General features: G+C 42.7%; 16 protein-coding genes. 4 read left to right on the top strand and 12 right to left on the bottom strand.

Annotated elements, in window-relative coordinates; all coding sequences use genetic code 11:
• Positions 1 to 33: 33 nt before the first annotated feature.
• The 5 genes from MNQ98_RS01495 to MNQ98_RS01475 all read right to left on the bottom strand — a co-directional run bounded on the left by MNQ98_RS01495 (position 34) and on the right by MNQ98_RS01475 (position 7,946).
• Positions 34 to 1,293 carry a sensor histidine kinase gene (locus MNQ98_RS01495; protein ID WP_241931584.1) on the bottom strand — a complete coding sequence of 420 codons (1,260 nt, stop codon included), beginning with the start codon at positions 1,291 to 1,293 and terminating at the stop codon, positions 34 to 36.
• Entirely contained in the window at positions 1,290 to 1,976 is a 687-nt protein-coding gene (locus tag MNQ98_RS01490; protein ID WP_241931583.1) for a response regulator transcription factor, read from the bottom strand. Before MNQ98_RS01490 ends, MNQ98_RS01495 begins: the two co-directional genes overlap by 4 nt.
• Before the next feature lie 431 nt (positions 1,977 to 2,407).
• Positions 2,408 to 3,988: a SagB family peptide dehydrogenase gene (locus tag MNQ98_RS01485; protein ID WP_241931582.1), complete on the bottom strand. Its 1,581-nt coding sequence runs from the start codon at positions 3,986 to 3,988 to the stop codon at positions 2,408 to 2,410.
• Between the two features lie 59 nt (positions 3,989 to 4,047).
• Entirely contained in the window at positions 4,048 to 5,982 is a 1,935-nt protein-coding gene (locus MNQ98_RS01480) for a TOMM precursor leader peptide-binding protein (protein ID WP_481856752.1), read from the bottom strand.
• A 5-nt stretch (positions 5,983 to 5,987) separates the two neighbouring features.
• The gene (locus MNQ98_RS01475) at positions 5,988 to 7,946 is read right to left on the bottom strand and encodes a putative thiazole-containing bacteriocin maturation protein (protein ID WP_241931580.1); all 1,959 of its coding nucleotides are present in this window, start codon (positions 7,944 to 7,946) and stop codon (positions 5,988 to 5,990) included.
• Between the two features lie 314 nt (positions 7,947 to 8,260).
• On the opposite strand from MNQ98_RS01475, the gene MNQ98_RS29575 reads away from it, so the two are divergent.
• On the top strand, positions 8,261 to 8,392 hold the full coding sequence (locus MNQ98_RS29575; RefSeq protein ID WP_277883718.1) for a hypothetical protein: 132 nt from the start codon (positions 8,261 to 8,263) through the stop codon (positions 8,390 to 8,392).
• Between the two features lie 430 nt (positions 8,393 to 8,822).
• Here MNQ98_RS29575 and MNQ98_RS01470 read toward each other — a convergent pair whose 3' ends face one another.
• The 4 genes from MNQ98_RS01470 to MNQ98_RS01455 all read right to left on the bottom strand — a co-directional run bounded on the left by MNQ98_RS01470 (position 8,823) and on the right by MNQ98_RS01455 (position 11,753).
• Positions 8,823 to 10,136, bottom strand: a complete 1,314-nt coding sequence (locus tag MNQ98_RS01470) for an alpha/beta hydrolase family protein (RefSeq protein ID WP_241931579.1) — start codon at positions 10,134 to 10,136, stop codon at positions 8,823 to 8,825.
• A gap of 133 nt (positions 10,137 to 10,269) precedes the next feature.
• Positions 10,270 to 10,707: a DUF3021 family protein gene (locus MNQ98_RS01465; protein WP_241931578.1), complete on the bottom strand. Its 438-nt coding sequence runs from the start codon at positions 10,705 to 10,707 to the stop codon at positions 10,270 to 10,272.
• A 14-nt stretch (positions 10,708 to 10,721) separates the two neighbouring features.
• Positions 10,722 to 11,159: a LytTR family DNA-binding domain-containing protein gene (locus MNQ98_RS01460; protein WP_241931577.1), complete on the bottom strand. Its 438-nt coding sequence runs from the start codon at positions 11,157 to 11,159 to the stop codon at positions 10,722 to 10,724.
• A gap of 309 nt (positions 11,160 to 11,468) precedes the next feature.
• Entirely contained in the window at positions 11,469 to 11,753 is a 285-nt protein-coding gene (locus MNQ98_RS01455) for a hypothetical protein (protein ID WP_241931576.1), read from the bottom strand.
• A gap of 485 nt (positions 11,754 to 12,238) precedes the next feature.
• Here MNQ98_RS01455 and MNQ98_RS01450 point away from each other — a divergent pair, with 485 nt between their 5' ends.
• A complete protein-coding gene (locus tag MNQ98_RS01450; protein WP_241931575.1) occupies positions 12,239 to 12,415 on the top strand; it encodes a hypothetical protein in 177 nt (58 codons plus the stop codon).
• A 204-nt stretch (positions 12,416 to 12,619) separates the two neighbouring features.
• Here MNQ98_RS01450 and MNQ98_RS01445 read toward each other — a convergent pair whose 3' ends face one another.
• On the bottom strand, positions 12,620 to 12,847 hold the full coding sequence (locus tag MNQ98_RS01445; protein WP_241931574.1) for a hypothetical protein: 228 nt from the start codon (positions 12,845 to 12,847) through the stop codon (positions 12,620 to 12,622).
• 517 nt (positions 12,848 to 13,364) lie between these two features.
• Here MNQ98_RS01445 and MNQ98_RS01440 point away from each other — a divergent pair.
• Together MNQ98_RS01440 and MNQ98_RS01435 are read left to right on the top strand one after the other, a co-directional pair.
• Positions 13,365 to 14,705, top strand: coding sequence for a lytic polysaccharide monooxygenase (locus MNQ98_RS01440; RefSeq protein WP_241931573.1), 1,341 nt, complete (start codon positions 13,365 to 13,367; stop codon positions 14,703 to 14,705).
• Positions 14,706 to 15,484: 779 nt separating this feature from the next.
• Complete coding sequence (locus tag MNQ98_RS01435) at positions 15,485 to 17,236, top strand: S41 family peptidase (protein ID WP_241931572.1); 1,752 nt, start codon at positions 15,485 to 15,487, stop codon at positions 17,234 to 17,236.
• Between the two features lie 318 nt (positions 17,237 to 17,554).
• Here the strand turns inward: MNQ98_RS01435 and MNQ98_RS01430 are convergent, their stop codons facing one another.
• Positions 17,555 to 18,346 (bottom strand): sensor domain-containing protein, encoded by a 792-nt coding sequence (locus MNQ98_RS01430; RefSeq protein WP_241931571.1) that lies wholly within the window; start codon positions 18,344 to 18,346, stop codon positions 17,555 to 17,557.
• A 731-nt stretch (positions 18,347 to 19,077) separates the two neighbouring features.
• Positions 19,078 to 20,124, bottom strand: a complete 1,047-nt coding sequence (locus MNQ98_RS01425; RefSeq protein WP_241931570.1) for an alpha/beta fold hydrolase — start codon at positions 20,122 to 20,124, stop codon at positions 19,078 to 19,080.
• Positions 20,125 to 20,385 lie beyond the last annotated feature (261 nt).

The following is a 20,385-nucleotide window of genomic DNA, read 5'->3' as shown; positions in this document are numbered from 1 at the left end:
CTTTGTCCAATCCTTAACCGTTTCTTAATTCGCTTAGGCGAGCTTAATTTTTAGTGTAACGGTAAATCCATCCACACGATTATAGCATGCAATATCACCCTGCATATTTTGCATAAAATACTTGGAAATGTACAAGCCAAGCCCTGACCCGCTTTGTCCCCCTACATTATTTCCTCTATAAAATTTGTTGAACAAGAGTGGTAATTCATCCCCCGAGATGCCATTCCCATAATCATTGATGTCCATCTCTAAATAAGTGCTGTTTATACGAGAAGTAATCGTAACATTGGTGCCCGCATATTTATATGAATTACTCAAAATATTATCAATTACTTGCTGCAGACGCATGACATCCGTTAAGAGGATACAATCCGGTATTGGCTCACAGCTGATTTGATCATCGTAATTTACATTCGCAATCATACCGTTAAGGACATTGCTGTATTCCTCTCTTACCGTAACCTTTAACTCTTTCAATTCTTCCAAAGTCGCATGGAACATATCGGTCACAAGTAGATTGATCTGCTCTGCTTTTGAATAGACCATGTTTAACTGCTTGATCACTTTTTCATCGGCAGCGCGCAGCAGCATGAGTTCGGTCACCGCTTTAATGGAGGCAACAGGTGTTTTAATGTCATGGCTTAAGCTGGCAACGAGTTCCTTCTTGCTGCGGTTTGCAGCATATTCACTATTACGCGCTGCTGCCAATTCCTCGCGCATGATATCAAAGCTTTCGGTAAAAGCGCCGAACGGATTATTTTTGTCCATTTCCAAAGGAATGTCTAGATTTCCTCTCGCCACATTTAGAGCAAAGCTCTGCAACTTTTGAAATGGTTTAAATACGGTACGATTTATAAATAATATATATAGTGTAAACAGCACTGCTAACGTGGTAAATGTCATAAAAATCACAATTACAAGTTGTTTCTTGATCTGTTGAATCGTTTCTTTATAATCATTGTAAATAATAAGCTTACCTTCTGGGGTACCATTTACCACTACGTCTGTGACCGTATCTCTGTTTTTGATGGCATCATTTATCGTAGTGGAAAGTCCGCCTGCCGTGTGGTAGAGCACGTTGCCACTGTTATCAAGAACGGCAAATTGCTCCTCTAATTCGCTGTAATCTCCTTGTCCGACATGTCCCCAATGGCTTTCAACCGTCTTTAATACCTCATTCACAGCGACAATATTCACATCGGTATTTTCCTTCGTCACAAGTACTAGTACAGAAAAAGAAACACCTGCAATAAAAACAATAAGGATTAATAAGAAGATCCATTTCACTCTCATGACTTGCTATCCTCTAAGACGTATCCCGTTCCCCATACGGTTTTGATATATTGCGGTTCGTTGGGATTGACTTCAATTTTTTCACGTAAATGACGGATATGTACATTGAGCGTTCCATCCCCGGTAAAGGAATCCCCCCACACATTGTGGAACAACTCCTCTTTGGTGACTACCTTGTTTTTATTTTTCGCTAAATAGCAGAGCAATTTATATTCCAACGTCTTGAGTCTTATATCTACACCGTTCACACGGACACGGCAAAGCATACAGTCGATCTTGATCTGACCGAATTCCAGGATTTCAGTAGGACTGCTATTCCCGCCGTATCTTTTGAGCACAGCCTTCACTTTGGCAAGCAATATGCTGAGTGTATAGGGCTTCTGTATGTAATCATCTCCACCTATGTTGAGAGCAATGAGTACATCGTCATCACTAGAACGGGCGCTAATAAACAGAATTGGAATCTGCGTTGTTTGCCGTAGCCTCTTGCATAGATCAAAGCCGGATGAATCACCGAGATTGATGTCCAGAAGGATGAGCGATGTTTCATTTTCTCGTAAAAACTGTTCGCACGCTTCTGCGCTAGTTACACAAGCGGATTTGACCTCGAACATATTAAAGTACTCACTTGTTGTTTCCGCAAGGACAGTTTCGTCATCCACAATTAAACAATCATAGTTCATAAGTGTTCTCCATTTAATGATAGAATAATAATCATTTTGCCTGAGACTTTCGATATCTCTAATTGCATGGTAAAAACGGTCAACGACAGAACCAAGCAAATTAAGTTTACTTCCGAAATTACGAAATAACGTCCTCTCGCTTACGCCTTATCGCTTATCTTCATGTTATATTCTCCGGATGTTAGTGTCCACTCACGAATTAATAAAAGCTGGGAAACCTAGAGCTGAAGCGGTTTACCTCAACCCCTTCGAGACTGAATAAGTAAAAAAGCGACCTCATGAGGTCGCTTTTCTAATACTACTTATGGAGGCGAACCGTGGCTTTGCAAATTCACAATTCGCTGCAATATGCTTCGGCTGTTTTTCTAACAGCATCTCATTGGTTGTCTCTAAACGACTATAATACTCAGAGAAGCTTTACCCATGCTCTTCTAGCCATGCAACCCTCCCGTTAAGCGGGGGCTATGACGATAGGGCCCTACCGGGATTTGGATTAGGCTGGTTAATCCTTGCGAAGTCATCTTGTAGATCTCATCACATAATCGGGCATCAAATCCGAGAAGCGGATGTCCCCCTAACCCGATAGCCGATGCTGCTAACAACAAACGCTGTACGAGCATCCCCGCTTCCATCTGTTGGATGCGATATCCCCTATACCCCATCGCTGTTACGAGATGATCCTTGTCCCCTGCTATATGAAAGCATAGCGGTACTTGAAACAGGTTCACATTATCAGAAGGCATTCCTTGCTGCAGCTGGAGCCGATGATCCCCATGACGTAGCAATCGTAATGCATGAGCAGCACTGTCATAATAGTAAGCACCTTCCGGAATACCATCAACGTTGTACAGACAGACGTACAATGAGACGCGGGAAACAGAGTTCTCACGTTCTCCATCCAAATCATTCCAATACTTGAAGGAAGCCGTTGCCTCCCGCAGCAGTAAGGCCAGCTGCTCTTGGCTTACCTTGCTCATCATAAAGTCACTGTCCGGCGAATACCGCTTTCGGCTTACTGACGCCAGATCATACAGCAACCGCTTCACGCGAGGCAGAGCCACCGCTTGATCCTCGCAGTGAACGATCTTCTCCTCCCCGATTCGCGGTATCGATCGAAGCGATTCCAATAGGGATGCTTCGTTCATTTTGATTAGCATCGGAAATCCCTTAACCCTCCGGGACCGGACGTAATGATTATGCTGAACCATTGGCAACTCCCGGCATAATTCGGTGGCGGAGACAATCCCCTCTCCCTCATTCCTATTGGCAAACCCGGGGATCGAAGGCTCCACCGACAGCGGAATCACCGCATACACGCTTTCCTCTTGTTCGGATACCCCGAGAAGATCATTCACGGCTCGATCAAGAAACTGAAAATTAACCCCCGATGCAAAGCCAAACCGTTTGGCTACTTCCAAGAGCTGCCCGATCAGCGCACCCGCATCAAGTCCTTGCAGGCGGTAGGAAAAGTTGTTGTATTTAAAAAAGTTTTTCCAAAACATAGTCGATACAAAAACCGCACCAAAGCAAGCCGAAGCGTCATAGCGATTACCAAGAGCCCTGGCTAAATAGGAATCGAAGTCACCTTCGCGTAGCAACACCAAACGGTGATGAGTCACATCATAATGATATACCCCCGCAGGCAAATCCTCTATTTTCAGATACACGTATAATTCATTCGGATATAACGCGCCCCCGGAGGGAGCAAACCGCCGGTATAGCTGCAGCAGGCCCATGGTTTGCACCATGGAATTCGAGGCAAGGACTGACTGGGACAATTGAGTGAGCCCGAATACGTACCAAAGAAAATGCCCCATTCGACGAAGGTCGGGCTTTACCAGCGTTTCACCACCTTCGAGCGTCAGCGGTACTTCCGGAGATAATGGAACCACAGGTAAACCGCGATAGAGCTTATATGCAAGCGGTCCGTCTTCCCAATCCACCACCAAGTCCGGCGGTTTGGTCTTGTCAATGTCATAATGCAGATTGTGCAGAAATGCCTCCAGACTCATCCTTGTCCCTCCTTATATGAACGAGGGTGGTCAACCACGCCACGTTTCTATTTTTGATACTATGGAAATGGATGCGGATATGGATTGAGATCTTCTAGCTTAAGCGGCTCCTTCGCGTACCCGAGTTCCACAGGTACCTGGAGCACCCGCTCCAACCCTGCCAAGCGGGTAAAGTGATGACCGAATGTCATCGGCAGCATCCCCGGGATCAGCACTTTCACGCAATGCAGTCCATTTCGATTAATTTCTGGCGCTGTTACATCCACCACGATCACATCGAGATTCAATCGGTGGAATGCATTAAGAATGTCCTTCAGATCATCCGTTAAATCGGTATGCCTCGCCCCCCGCTTGAATTCCTCTTCAAACGTTCGCAACGGGCGATTGTCATCCAGCAAAAATTGCAGGCGCTCCTCCGCTTGCGGCAATCCGTAAAGTAGTGAATGATCCTCCATCTCCTGTACAAGGGATGAATCATGGAACATTCGAACATACGCCTCCCGGTTCGCATCCAATTTCTCGTCAAGCGTCAGCACCATACCGGCCAACTCGTGAACCGCACTTTTCACAGCCCGTATCGGATCTGGATGAGCTCCGGCTGCACAGATGAGATTCACTCCTGTTTGTTTCCTGTTTTTCGCCACTCCCCACACGCTTGGAATCCCATTCTCCATCGTCGAATTGAAGAAATACACATCAAACCCTGCCACTGCCTGCAAACGATCGATCATCAATCGCAATTCTTGATCGTTAGCGGAATTTAGGTCAAGGCGCGGGAGAGGCAGCTGCGCATACCATGTCATCAGAAACGAATCCCGCTCCACCACTTCCAATATGCCGTAAAAAATAGCCTCCTCCAAACTTCCACCTAACGCACATCCGTTGGAAGTTTCAAACACAAAGCTGTGCCCGCAACCCATGCTGTAATAGGCGAGCTGTTCCGGAACTAGAATCGGACGCTCTTGCAAAAACGAATAGCCCCATACCCAATTCATCGGGTGGTCAGGATTAAACGTTGTGAACGGAGCCCCCGGCTGGGCATATTGTTCCTCCGTATGCACCCCTACTTTGACGGGATCAAGTGCTTGATCTTTCAAATTGTTGAAGCTGTCACGGACTACCGTCCGTTTGCTTCGAGGTGCCAGACCGCAGTACCGCTCCAACCCCTCCAATATGGCGGTCAACTCGCTCACCGCATAGGAATGAGTCCGGCCTGCTGTTCCCACGTCCTCTGCGAACAACGGCAGATTCACACTCACATCGCCAAATAGCGACTTGAGATCAACCATTTTCCCATTCAAAAAGCCGGTCTGGTAATCCAAGTAGTCTTTGGCCAAAACTTTACTCAGCTCATCCACCCGGCGGCAGCGGTAACTGTCTGCGCTGATTTTCGGACTTGGCTGCAGCGAAATATGGGCTGCTGTTGATGAATCGTCAGACAACTGACTACAAACCGGACATAGCGGGTCAGGGAGTATGAGGTGAAGTGTGCTCTCCAGCGTTTTCAGGTTGATCAAAAACACCTTCCCTGCCGATTGAACCGTTTGGCCTTGTAACACCCTTTGTGCCTCCACAACCAGCAAATGAGCTACCTGCAAAAGCCCTGTACGTGACGCCCATGCATCACGCTGCATTCCCCCATGTGTCACCAGCCTCTGCTGCAGCTCCCGCATTTCCTTGCGTTCGCGTCCTGCCATGAGGCGCCGCGTGTCTGCACACTGGGAGCACCCTTGTGTACCCGGGCGAACCAGCGGTCCGATCACGCCCTCACCAAATGAAATAAAGCCGCGAAGCCAAGGAATGCCAGCAGACTGCAGCACCTCTTCTGCCTTTTGATGAACGTAAGGATGCCAAGCATCGTGCAACACTAGAGCCAGATCTACCGCTTCCGGTACTCCTGCCTCTAAATCGATCTGACGAACGACCTCAAATTGGGTTGACAGTTCTCCGTACACGCAGTCCGCCAGCACCCCTTCGCCAACAATCACAATCATAGCGCTCACCGGGATCCCTCCTCTCGCAGCACCACGCCAAACACCCCTGCCACTTCCTCCTTCAAAAACGGTTCTACCGCCAGATCGAAGACCAACAGCCTCTTACGGTTCCGATTCAAAACCTGTAAGGCGGACTGCAAAACCTCCGGTTGTGACGTTGCTTCACATGCAGGGATCTCGAGGCTTAGTGGGGCCTGTTCTTCCAGATGTACGGACGAAAACTCCAATGATTGCGATTTGATGCCATCCGGTTGGTTTTGTGCCCCCAGCAGAGCCTGTTGTAATGCCTTCCGCAAAGCCAATGTCACATTTAAGTCTACACTGCCATACCAGCAATCACTCGTACCGACCCATACCACAGGAAATCCGGACACTTCCTCTCCCAAGGCGATCACCGGCGCTCCCTTCATCGTCGTCAATGCCTCCATATAAAAAAGGCAGTGTTTATCTTCTACCGCACCTAACTGTACCGGAGAGACCCAAGGCAACTGACACGCCTGCTGCTTGCCGAGTACTTCGTCTAAACACCTTTGCAACCCTCGGCAAATGCCTTCCGCGACCGTTTCTCCTGCTCCGATGCCAATAAACTCCTGCGTTTCAATCCAGCTGTCCTCTACTCCCTGATGGGAGGGCATCGTCGAAACGATCCGATCTGCCATTCGCGAAACATATGTTTCAAGCCCGACCATCCCCGCTTCCCGCCTCGCCTCCTCATGCGTCAGAGCGGTACAGATCATATCCGGCAGCAGCCCAGCCGGTCCTTCCGATAGCGGATCGATAGCCTGAACGCGGCACTGAGAGAGCGGTAGCTGCGTTAAATCCCCCTCTTCCCAAACCTGAAAAATCCCTGATTCCACCGATGTCAGCCGGCTGAAATAAGGAATCAATCCGTTCTCACTTTTGTTAGTTCCCCGTTCAAGCCGAAGATCGAAATCATGAATCCATTCAGGTGCGCTAAGTCCGGTCACAAGCGGATGGGGCAGGAACGAATGCCATGTTCCTTCTAAAGTCTCTAGATTAAGCAGAAAAAATCGATTATTCTGTTCCGAATCATTCGCTCCCGTAATCTTTTTAAATAGTTCAAACACGCTCACATTGGCCAACATCGCTCCCGCTGTGGAAGAAAAGGTGTGCAGCTGTGGGTCTTTAGAAATTGCGGATTGGTGTAGGCGACGCCAAGCTGACTCCCAACATCCCTCAAGATCCGGATGTACTAACGGTCCCGCCAGACCCACCTGTTGCAAGCAAACAGCAGAAAGAAACATCTTCTTCTCTTCCTTACAAGCCGCATGAAGAACTCGAAGTTCCCGGGTATCGTCCTCCTGTGACACGAACAAAATCGAATCAAATGGCCTCACAGCCTCCTGCCAACAACTCCCCCCATCCTTCTGTAAAGTAACCTCCTCTATTGCCACCTCGGAGTCGGTTTTACGGGCATGTGCCGCCAGTTCTGACATCCGTTGCCGATCCGTCGAATCTGAACCCGAGACCAGTACATGAAACTTGGGCAATCCGGATTCAAGGAGCGCTGAAATCGCCGAGATCAGAAATGGACCAGAACCAACTACCAATACTTTTGCCTGACGATATGACTGAAAACGATACGCACCCGAATCACCGAAATGATCCAAAAATTCAATTTGAGAAGCATACTTTGTGAGAACCTCTTCCGGCAATTGATGTGGAGTATCTTGGCTCACATCACGAGCAAAGCCGTTACGATACAAAACTTCTGCAATTTCATATACCTGGTTCCGGTGTTGGTCCGGCAATCCGTCTGTCAAATCCCCCAATCTATGCTCCCCATTGAATATCGGTATCAGTGTTTCAATCCACTGATCGATCGCCTCACCTTCCATGCGGAACGAGCTTACATTGTTTCGAAAATACACACCGCTCAAATCAGGGAGAAAAAATGTATCCCTTTTAACCTTTAGACGCATCGAAGGGTTCAAATTTGTCATTCTATTCCTCCTCTGTAGGCTGTTCTCAATCTGCCCCAACACTTCACAAGTAATCTTATGTACAGCTATTTGTCCCTCATGACTGTAACGTTTGAGCTTCTGTCCTTTCGTTGCCAACGAAAAACACCCCTAAATTAGTTTAGATTAACCCAGGGGTTTTTCTAACATCTATTTTAGGGGTGCATATCAAATTGATATAGAGGCCTTTCTCTTCTCATTAGGCAGCCAGTGTTTCCGTTGAGCAACTAGCAATAATGGGCACAAACATTGCCTTATCAGCAAAAATGATCTCACCGTCCCCCACGGTGACAGTTATGACAGTGGTGACAGTTATGACAATTGTGGCAATTATGACAGTTATGACAGTTGAAGCAGTTGTGACAGTTGAAGCAATTAGAGCATCTGAAGCAATTGAAACAATTGAAGAAGAAGCACAGTCGAGCTGACTGATCACTTTGAGCGTTCCAAGGAGTCATCTCACTCGCCTTAAATTTGGAAACATTCAATTTCGCTAAATCATTTTGGAAATCATTCATATTCTTACCTCCATTTTTTAAAGAACCGTTTTACTGGCAGCATAAACGCCAATTTAATACTCATGACAACATATGAATCGAGTTCCGCTCTTGTTACTGATCTAAATGCCTATATTTGATTTTTCTTCGTAAATTCAAGTTGGAAATTGCTTCTCCGTGTCAGCTGAGATAGCAATATAAAAAAGAGCTTTTCCGGCTGAACAGAGTCATGCGGGGAAATACAAAAAGGAGCCTGCCACCATTACAGTGACAAAGCTCCTTTTTCGTTGTTGTGGATTTATAGAATGGAGGCGAACCGTGGATCAACAAATCCACAATTCGCCGCAGCAAAGTAAGTTGTTTACCTTGATCCGTAGGTTCCTTCGGCTGTGAAGCGCCCAGTGCCTTTTAATGTATAATCAAAGAATTTAAGAATAAGTTCATTCTCCGTTTCTATACAGTAATATGGGTCAATAGCTGCTTTTCCACCCTGCAGCATATTTGCGAGCAGAGGAGAGAAAAGCGGTAAATCGGTGAGGCTTAAATGTTTTGCACCTTGAAAATGAACGGTATATGCTTCCATGAAGTTTTTGTCTGCGGTGTAGTTTGCCGCATAAGTAGAGTTACTTCCAAGCTGTTTCCAAACATCGTCAGAATAAATGTTAAGGATTGGGGTAATGTAAGCTTTGCCACTTGCCGCTAAATCACCAGTCTCATTGTTATAAGCAAGCTCGCTAAAAAACGGGGCATCAATATTGACAACCGCACTTACATCTTTACGATCTCGGCCGATCCAAACGCTTGCCGCGCCGCCCATGGAGTGCCCGAAAACACCTATTTTATCTTTACTGATATGTTGATAAACAGGGGCCGTATCGTTTCGGGATTTTTCAATGATTGTATCAATGACAAAATTCATGTCGTCCGTTCGCAGTTTCATCCATTTTTGAATGAGCCCATAAAACTGCTCCCTTGTGTAAATGCCCTCTTTGTTGGCATTATCGACTTCCATCTTATAATCCGAATTGATTAAGGTAAACGACCCATCGTCTGAAACTGTATAAAAAGAATGATAAGGATGATCAATGGAACATACGACATACCCGTGGCTTGCAAGCTCCCTAAAAGTAGAGTCATTGCTTGTCTTAATACCAGAAGCTCCATGTGAGAATACCAAGAGCGGATGTGTTCCATCGGCATTTTCGGGATACCAATATTGTACATTAACAAACCTATTCTTACCGGTATCGGCAAATTCCTCGATGCGGTTTTTGTCTATGTAAGTGTATGTTGCAGTTGCGACTTCATATTGGCCCGTAACTTTTGGCAGTTTATGCTGCGGAAAAACAAGTGCAGGTACAAATACAAGTATCAACAATAATGTCATCATGACTGCTTTTACGACAATACGGGAGGTTTTGTAATCACGGTTACTCGTTTTATTGCGAATAAGGGAAGCCATTCCGATTACCGCTAGTATGACAAGCAGTGCTGCAAGCAATACCCAGCGGAAACTCCAGACGATTACCGATGAAAATACGAGAATTACAAATGCTGCGAAAGCAACAATTCTCAACCAATTCCTAAACTTTAGATGGTTCTGCTTCGTTACAATACAGTACACGGTGAAAGCAATTTCGAAAATCAATGCGATAAAAAATAATATGGTTCCCACGGCAGTTTCTCCTTTTTGTTTCTTACTAGTTATTTTGTGAATTCAGCATACAAAACCGCGGAAATGATGTATATAGAAAATCAATAAGCTGTATCTACAGCCCGTTAAGTTGCACAAAAAAGGGCGGTAAGCTCTAAAGCTCACCACCCTTTTCTTTCAATGATTTTAGTCCCTCGTTAATTTGTTCAGCCACTTTTTTATCGTTGTTCCATGAGAGCAGACGAACGACAGCATAGATCACCGCTATTTGCAATGCTAAAATGAGTATGCTTGATGTGCTATTGGCAATACCAAGAATAGCTCCAAGGGAGATCAATATCGTTTCTAAAGCAATAAAGTGAATTGCCATTCTGATACGCATATTTTTCTCGCTTATGTTGATAGAAGAATTCAAAATAAATCCCGCCAGTGCACCTATAAATGAAAAGGCCATGAGTATATATATCGACTTCAAATCGAAAGCCATATCGGGATATAAAAATTGTCGCAATATCGTTATAACAATGATGATGGATGCGAAGATGACTAAGAAATTTTGAATCACCTTTTTAACCGGTTCATTCAGCCTCATTGTCGCCCCTCCTCTCACAATCCAAGCATATTTTTAAGTACCGGCACATACTGCCTCGATATGACAACACGTTCCCCATTATCAAGTACTGCTTCAAATCTGCCGCTTAACGATGGACGAACGAATGAAATTTTGGCTATGTTCAAAATCGTTGATTTGGATGTGCGAAAACATTTCCTTCCTTTGCATAACTCCTCCAACTCATAGAGCTTGTGCTTCACCTCATAAATCTCATCCTTGCAATAAATAAAAACTTTCCCGTCAACGGCCTCGAAATAATAAATATCGCTAATTTTTAGACGGTGAATCCTATCATTGTGATATCCTAGAAAAATGAGGTCTTCCAACTTTAGCTTGTTTACGATTTCGTATATTTTGTTATTTACCTCATAGCACCTGATAAGAATTTCCTCTTCCTGCTCTTTTCCGATCTCTTCTATTGAAACTTTCATAAACTCACTCACTCGCTCGCATCGTCGTATATGATTTTTGCCGCGGGCTTATACACCGCAAAGAAAGCATCTAAAACTTCCGGACGGAGATTCTCTATAGCATACGTACATTCTAACAAATCTTTCTATAGACATACAGCAAAAATCCACAACCTCATGAGGTTGTATATTTACATGGTGGAGGCGAGGGGAGTCGAACCCCTATCCGAACCTTAATGCTTTTTTCACTCAAACGTTTATTTAAACACCTTGTGTGAGAAAACCCAAAAAGAAAAAGGGACACCACATTTGGTGTCCCCTTGGGCTCCATTAATCCAAAAATCGTATTACTGTTCCATAAGAAAAAATCTCCATAACCTGCTTCTTACTCATCATACCATCTGAAACAGCAACACGATATTCAAACTGACAATTTACTATCGCATCACCACGAAGTTGTTCACACTTTTTCTTTAACTGATTTTTGACCCCCTCAAAGGCTAAATTAGGATCTGCAGACTTTAAAAAACCTTCTTTGTTCGAATCCATCGCAAATATCGTATCAATAACTTCATAATTCCTTTTCAAATCACCTGTTGTAATTATTACTGACATAGCTTTTCGCCTCCTATTTTTTTATTAGTTTTAAGATTAATTGACTACTCCAATATGAAATTCATCTAATATTATTAATAGGACTACTCACAGCACTATAGGTCCAATTAACTTGTAATTACATAATTCGACAAATTACAGGAAGATCCTTCCTATTACTTCAATATATTATTTTATCCTTTAGGAGTAGTAATTCTACAAGATAGCAAAGCCGTCCCCTAAACGACAAAAACCCGCTCACTGAGTGGGTTTATTTTAATATGTATGGAGGCGAACCGTGACTATGCAAATCCACAATCCGTCGGAGTGTGATGCTACGATTGTTTAGTAATGTAACATCCGTACTTTCACGTCGTATTTTCTGCTCAAATTCTATCTGTGATGTATCCTTAGGTTTTCTGTAGAAATATGTATGAATAGCCACACAGCAGCCAGCACATAATAGACTTCATAACCTATTCCAGTAAACAAGGAGGACCTTTCAATTGAGCACGAACCAACCGGACAAGAACCTAATCAACACGGTGAAAGATCTGGATGCGGTACCCGTGAACAGCCAGGAGGCCCAACAGCAGCAACAGGCCCGCAATGATCGCCGGAAACAAGCGCTGCATGACAGCAATGGCAAATACACGGAAAATGAATCTGACAACTATCATTAAAAGTCCACGTCATTCACAATCTGCTGCCCTTAGCTATTCATCGAAAAAAACACTCCGGAGCCCGTGTAGCTCCGGGGTGTTTTTCAGAGCAAATATAAAAGCTAACGACATTTCAGACGCGATGATAGATAACCTACAGTCCGTTACTTCTCTACTCCATTTGGATTTTTCAATCTCTCATATGGGCGTTAATGGTATTAACTTCTAGGCATCCTGCGAAAGGCTTTCAACTGCCGTAAAAAATACATCAAGCAGGTCTTTATCAAAATTGGCTCTTACGTAGTCGGATATTTTGTCTAATTCTTCCTTACTTTCATACTCTAAGCATGCACGCCCTTCACACCATAACACCGTGCATTGAAATAACTGTCTCACTTGCTCAATAACATAATCTTGCTCCACGACCTCACGGCTAACTGCCAACGTTCTCATGCCCCCTTTGTAAATGATTCCCTCTATAATCGTTCCTATCCATATTATTCAAAATTTAAATTTATGTTTTCGATGACATATGTCACAAATGTAAAACCTCTTTCAGGTCTAGATGTTCACGATTTTTAACTGAACATTTTTAAAAACTCATCAATTGAATCTGCGAAAACTCCGTTAGGATTCTCATCAAACACCTCAAATAAAATTTTAAGCGAATAGATGAGCGTTTTTTTATTTAAATCGAGTATATTCTCATTCCACTTCGCATCTTAGTGTAGATCAATTCAAAAAAACACATTATCCAACATCAACGTTTATTTTACTACCCACGTCAGCAATAACCTCTTATTCACCAACACAATCATTTATTACCCAAAAAATTAGTTATTTATGTTCACTTATTGAGCATACATATTGACCTGGAAGGAGGTAAGGAAGCACGTCGTTATGCAATCAAGGTACGAATGATCGTTTGGTTCTTCGTGCATAGTTTATCGAAAAGAGGAGGAGTTTTTTGATGTCAATCCTAAGTTTTCCTAATTCTGGGCTAATTAAGAAGGTTTTTGCCGGCGGTCTATTGATGACGCTCGCTTTTATGGCTCTATTCTTATTCGAGTCCAAAGCATCCGCTCACGGATATGTAAGTAATCCTTCCAGCCGTGCGGATTTATGTGCAAGAGGAATCAATACGAATTGTGGACTTATTATTTATGAACCGTATAGCTTAGAAGCAGCCAAAGGATTCCCGGCAGCAGGTCCAGCCGATGGTAAAATTGCAAGTGCTAACGGCTTGTTCGCTCCACTTGATCAGCAATCCGAAACTCGTTGGACAAAAGTAAACATTTCACCTGGACAAACGACTTTTGACTGGAAGTTAAAAGTACCTCATGCAACAGCTAGCTGGAAATACTACATTACCAAGCAGGATTGGGACCCGAATGCACCATTAACTCGTGCATCCTTCGACTTAACTCCTTTCTGTAATGTACCGTATAAAGGTACGCCGTCAAATACCTATTCCGACACTTGTAACGTACCGAACAGAACGGGATATCAAGTCATTCTCGCTGTTTGGGAAATTGCGGACACAGGAAATGCATTCTATAACGTTATCGATGTTAACTTCTCCGGTGATGGAAATCCAGATACCACAGCGCCAACTGCTCCTACAGGAGTAACAGCTTCCAATGTTGCAACCACTAGTGCAACAATTTCTTGGAATGCTGCCACAGATAATGTAGGCGTTACGAATTATCGTATTTTTAACGGTTCAACCCAAATCGCTTCCACAAGTGCACTGAATTACAATCTAACAGGCTTAACACCTAATACAACCTATAACATTACCGTTAAAGCAGTAGATGCTGCCGGGAACGTATCACCGGCTAGCAATTCTGTATCCTTCACCACACAAGCCGTAGAAGGTCCTGATACTCAGGCTCCTTCAGCTCCTACAAGCTTACATGTGATGGGTACAATTACATCTACTACAGTTCCTTTAATGTGGAATGCTTCAACGGACAATGTGGGTGTAACAGGCTATCAAGTGTTCCAAGGCTCGACATTAGTCGCTACGGTTTCTGGTTCAACGCTTGAATACACTGTTATTGGTCTGTCACCAAATACGCCTTACTCCTTTACTGTAAAGGCTGTTGATGCTGCTGGTAATGTATCCGCTGCTAGCAATATTGTCAATGTAACTACACCTAGCGCACCTGTCACCTACCCAGCCTGGGATGCATCCACTGTTTATGTTGGTGGCAGCAAAGTAACCTATAACGGTGTAAACTATGAAGCTAAATGGTGGACTCTAGGTGAAACTCCGGGTGGAGCCGACGTATGGAAAGTCATTCCTTAGTATTCAGATTTTCATGACTACAGAATTTTTCTGTAGTCATTTTTCTTATCTTTTATTTATGGAACATATGATTCTCAAGCTCACAGACACAATGCTATACTATAGTGAGAAATCGGTAACGCCCTTCTTATATGCATATTTCAGAGTCTCCCGTTAAAAGTGCAGACAATGGTAATGAAGGTGCAAATCCCCTACCCGCAGGAAAAATTTTTAACAACAACCTGCTGACAGCTATAGCGGCCCCAACTGTGCTCAGTTCTTTTATGTTCCGTTACCTCGAACTTCATACATAGAATATATTGCATCACCAGCATTTAGGAATTCCACTCTCATTTTTATATTACCAAACCAAAAACAGTTATATCGGATATTGTATTTAGTTTCTCACCTAATGTGAGACCACCTATTTCTCAATTGATCTTTAGGGTCCTTACCATTTATGTTTTAACTTCCCAGACTTTGGCGCCTAATACGATTAGATATCAGCTTCGTAAGTTTTCTTAATTCCCAACCAGTTTCTTTCGCCCATAGGCAGCACTGTTGGAAAGGGCAGGATTGATATGCTTCAGGATAAAAAGTAATACTTCATTATAGAAATGTAAGAATATTTTAGAGGCGCATCAGTGCTCCTTTTTTCATATCACGATGAATGAATTCCAATGAAAGTGAATTTTATGGTAAACTAAGTAATAACGCGGACAATTTGGAAAAATTCCATTTGCTGCAATTAAATAGGTTGAAAGATCCAATTAGATTTGATGATAAAGGCGGGTGAGTAGATGAAAGAAGATAATAAGAAAAAGTGCAGGATTTTGATAATTTTTCTTAGTTTATTGTTTATTTTCATTATCATCACAGGATGTTCTGCGTCACAAGAGGTTCATCAGACTGAGATAAAGAAGGACCAAGAATTTGACCAAGGAAGTATACTGGAATTTTCTGATATTTCCGAACAAAAGATCGAGGATTTTGCTAAGCTCAGTAAGGTATGGGGACTGGTGAAATACTACCATCCTAAGGTTGTATCTGGGGATATAAATTGGGATTATGAGCTATTTCGGGTGATGCCTTCTATTTTAGAAGAAAATTCGGATGTGAACTCAATTCTCTATGAGTGGGTTCATACGCTAGGTAATGAGACCGTTCCCGGGGATCTTGAACAGCAATACCAGTTTTCCGAAGATTCCATACAACTCAGTCCAACTACAGATTGGTCCAAGGACGAGGAATATCTGGGAACAGATCTGAGTCTTAAATTATCAAAGATTTTAGATTCTAACATTTCAGAACGAAAAAATGCATACGTTAGCTTTAATGATGATTCACCCTTAGCGATTATGCATAATGAAAACTCTTATACTAGTATGAAATTTGATGACACCGGCTACAGGTTGCTTGGCTTATTCCGCTATTGGAATATTATCGAATACTATTTTCCTTATAAAGATGTCATAGGAGAGGATTGGGATCAAGTGCTTCTAGAGTTTATTCCTAAAATGATAGATGGGTCTGATTATGATTCCTATTTCATGACCTTAGCAGAACTAACAACTAGAGTACACGATTCTCATGTTTATTTGACGGGCAAAAATAGAGAGTCCATTACTGAGTACTTTGGAACGTATCGGCTTCCCGTAAACTTTGTCGAAATTAACAATCAGATTGTTATAAGTACAGTCTATAACAAATGTGGACTTGAGGTCGGAGACATTGTATTAAAAGTAGGTGACAATAGTATTGATGAATTATTAGAAGATAGAAGAAAATACATCTCACAATCACGAGAAGACACGTCAAGACAATTCTTTAATGCATTATTCCGAACTCATCAAAAGAATATGGACGTTACCGTAATTCGACAGGGAAAAACGATGAATATAAGTGCGACGAGCAGCCTACAAGAGATTAATTACTTTGTTAATACGAAATCGCAAGCAATGGAGAACGGAGAGATCTACTATATCAATGCCGGTCTGTTGGTAGATGGCGAGATTGATAACATCATGAAAAAATGGTGGGACACTAAAGGTCTGATTGTTGATCTTAGAAACTATCCTTCTAGCCCACTTGACTATAAATTGGCCCAATATCTGATCCCTTCTGAAAAAGAGTTTGCCAAAGCGTCACTTCCTAATCGTGCAGTGCCCGGTGAATATTATTTTGAACCTCTTGTCTCAGGGAAGCCTCAACGGACAGATGACGAGGTTTATAAAGGGAAAGTCGTGATTTTAATCAATGAACAAACTATTAGTAACGGTGAGTTTACAACGATGTTGCTGAGAAAAACAGAAAATTCAATAGTTCTTGGGAGGCCAACTGCTGGAGCGGATGGCAATATATTTAGCATTACTCTTCCAGGAAATATAAAAACTACAATAAGTGGAATCGGTATATTTTATCCAGAGAAAAAACCAACGCAAAGAATAGGAGTGCAGCCTGATATTCGTCTTGATCCAACCATTGAAGGAATTATGGAAGGCAGAGACGAGTATGTTGAGAGAGCTGTTGAATTAATTAAAGATGGTTATTAGAATTCCCAGAGAATTTGGAAATCTCATTTGGGGGGATTATTTGCTTGTTGGTAAGACAATTTGGAGTGTAACGAATCAATCAGTTTATTATTGGGTTCAGAACTGCAAGACACGAGCAATACTGATGGGAATATTTTTGGTATTCATCAGCCGGACGAGTATGCAAAATAGAGTTATACAATCGCATAGACAAAAGCCCGGCCTCACACGGTCGGGCTTTTCATGGTACCTTTTAAACCTGTCAGACGAATTTCGTTAAGCTCTTCAGTTGTCCAAATAAATCACGCATCAAGTAGTGGATTTAAAAAAAGAGAGCTTCTAAAGCTCTCTATAGGCTGGCTGCATCATCCCTTGAGTAGGCTGATCCTCTTGGTACTCATAATATTGCGGCTGAACCGTCGCATGTATTTGTGTTTCCATTGGCACTGACGGCTGCTGATATGGCTCATCCACATACATGATTCTGCGCTGAATTTGCATGAGTCCATTCACGACGCGAAGCGCGACCCAAAAAAGTACAAGGCCAACTCCTACGTACAGCAGATATTGCTGATTATAGGTCCAATCTATATGAAAATAACTAAACAAGCTATTCTCTAAAATATCAAGCTGCATTTCATTCATCAAAATGATATGCACGACTGGAAGAGCAATAAATCCTAGTCCTAGTGAAATCACCGTTACCATAATAACAAAGAATACAATGCCTGTTACAAATCTTAGTAATACGAGCAACAGGTTTCGAATGAATAGCCCCCCGTCAAAACCTCTCATCATTCGCATCAACCAGTTCTGCCCAGCTTCAGACTGTCGATTGTAGGTATACGAAACAGGAGGAGTAGGTAAACCTAAAATTTGTCTAATCATGCTTTGTTCAAAATTCACAATCCCATTCAACAGCTTAGCTACTCCAAAAAACAGCGGTATTCCGATAAATATTGGAGTTAAACCGACTGATAGTGCAAGTCCCGTTATCGCTACTGTAAAATAAATAATCCCTAACGGGAGAGATAGCAATAAATAGAGGATCGTTGCATAGGTTTTTGGATTAAAAAGCACCCAATTCACCTTACCTGTTGGCTCCTTTGCAGTCGCTTCTATTGCCTTCATATTCAAACACTCCTTTGGCTTCATAAGTCACGCTCTGAGTTATAAATCCATTATATCCGCCTTATTCGCATGACATAACCGTCTTAGGGGGTATCTGAAGCTAGACTTTAGGCTAGGTCTGGTCCTGATGATTTTGTTAGTACAGCCTAGACCCACTTACGAAGAAAGCTACCATTACAGATTATAAAGGCAATAATACAGATGAAGAAATTCCTAGTGTGATTGTAGAAGCAGGTCAAGAGTATAGTATAACTACTATATGGAACACCTCCGACTATCGAATTAAGCACGGATCCTATAATTCCTACTCCTTATAATGTTACCGTTACGACGAATGTATACGATTCAAAGAGCGGAATTCAAGTACTCAAGTACGACTTGGGGCAGCTTTTTTCAAAATGGTAATATAATACTATATAAACTAGAAAATATCCAAAGTATGTCGTCCATTCCATAATTCCAATATCTTTATTACCACAAAGAATAGAGTTCCTTTTCTAACACAAAAAAACACTCTCTCGAGTGTCTTTTTGTATGTGCTCGATATGGAGGCGGAGGCGAACCGTGGCTATGCAAATCCACAATCCGCCGATGTGTGGTGGTTAGATTGTTTGGCAGGTGACTTGAGGATCACTTCCAGAAAGTCTAATCGAAATGATGTTCGATATCCTACCGGTCATCACCGCCAAGATTGATTTCCAGCAAAAAACGAATCAATTCCGTAGCCCTTTCTATTCAAGTTGAATTTCCTTATTTCCGATGATTTTCTGTAAGTGTTCAACAAATATCTTCTCATCTGTTTTGTTAGGGATGTGCGCTGAATTTTCAAGTGTGAAGAAAGATTTTCCTTGAGGCGCATCCAGCGCTTCGTAGTAATCTCTTGCTAAATCATAGCTCGCCTGTTTGTCATGTCTGCCCTGTATGATATATACAGGCACTTGAATTGTCGGGACAGTTTCAAAGAAATTTGTTCTAATAATTTCTTCTTTCAGAGACTGTGCTTGATTTATGCTGAAGTCAGCTCCAGATATAAACGTTTTATAAATATCTGCCAAGGAGTAGTCCGGGGACGTCAAAGCTCCCTTTACTAGACTGAATAGATTAGCCTTGGAAACGACTTCGTCCGAATAATTGAATCCTTTATACTCATTAATGAGGGTGCTGAATTGATCCTCTCGTTCTCCGAAGTAGGGGGCTTCCCCGATCTTGTCCAGCTTTTGTAATGTTTTCGTATTGTTTTGACTGCGAGCTTCTTTTATTAACCATTCGTATGCGAGACTTTGCCCTTCAATAATACTTGTTATCTGAGCAAATCCGATATAAGCATGGAATTTCTCCGGATGTTCGGCAACAATTTGAGTGGCAATAATCGTACCGAAGGATTGGCCCACGATGTAGACTTTTTCCTGGTTATATTGTTTTCTAACGTAATCGACAACCACATTAGCATCCGCCACAAATTGTTCCAGACTCATCTTACCGATATCAGATGAACGATGATAGCTCTTCCCTGCTCCTCGTTGATCGTAATATACCGCTACACAGTTTTCTGTAATTTCTGGATACAAGGTACGGGCGCTTACACCGTAAGGAAAAGGAGAGCCCGGCCCTCCATGCATAAACATGCAGAACGGTTTCGTTCTATCGGCTCCTTCGATGAGGATGTATTGTTTCTCGCCGTTCACCTCAATTTCCGCTAACTCATTAATTCCACCATTTTGGACGAGAAGCTTACTCTTCTTCATGATTTCATGTTTGGCATACTCTCTATAACCCAAAGCAATACCTATTATGAGCAATATCGTCAAAATTACAAATTGAAGTATTCTTAACCCCCTCCTTAGCATGGTTCTATACCTGTCCTTCTGCACTTTCCTAACTTAATGCTTATCATCATTATAAATATCACCATCTCAAATATTGTCATTATTAAATACGATAGATAGAAGTTGAATTTCTGTCAACGAAAATAAGTGGTTGTCATATGAAGCCAATACAAAAGCTAAATGCCGGAATAAAGCAAATCCACAATTCGCCGA

This window comes from Paenibacillus sp. N3/727, assembly GCF_022637315.1.
Classification (GTDB): Bacteria; Bacillota; Bacilli; order Paenibacillales; family Paenibacillaceae; genus Paenibacillus_AQ; species Paenibacillus_AQ uliginis.
The sequence above is the reverse complement of the archived record's forward strand: the minus strand, read 5'-3'. Positions and strand labels throughout refer to the sequence as shown.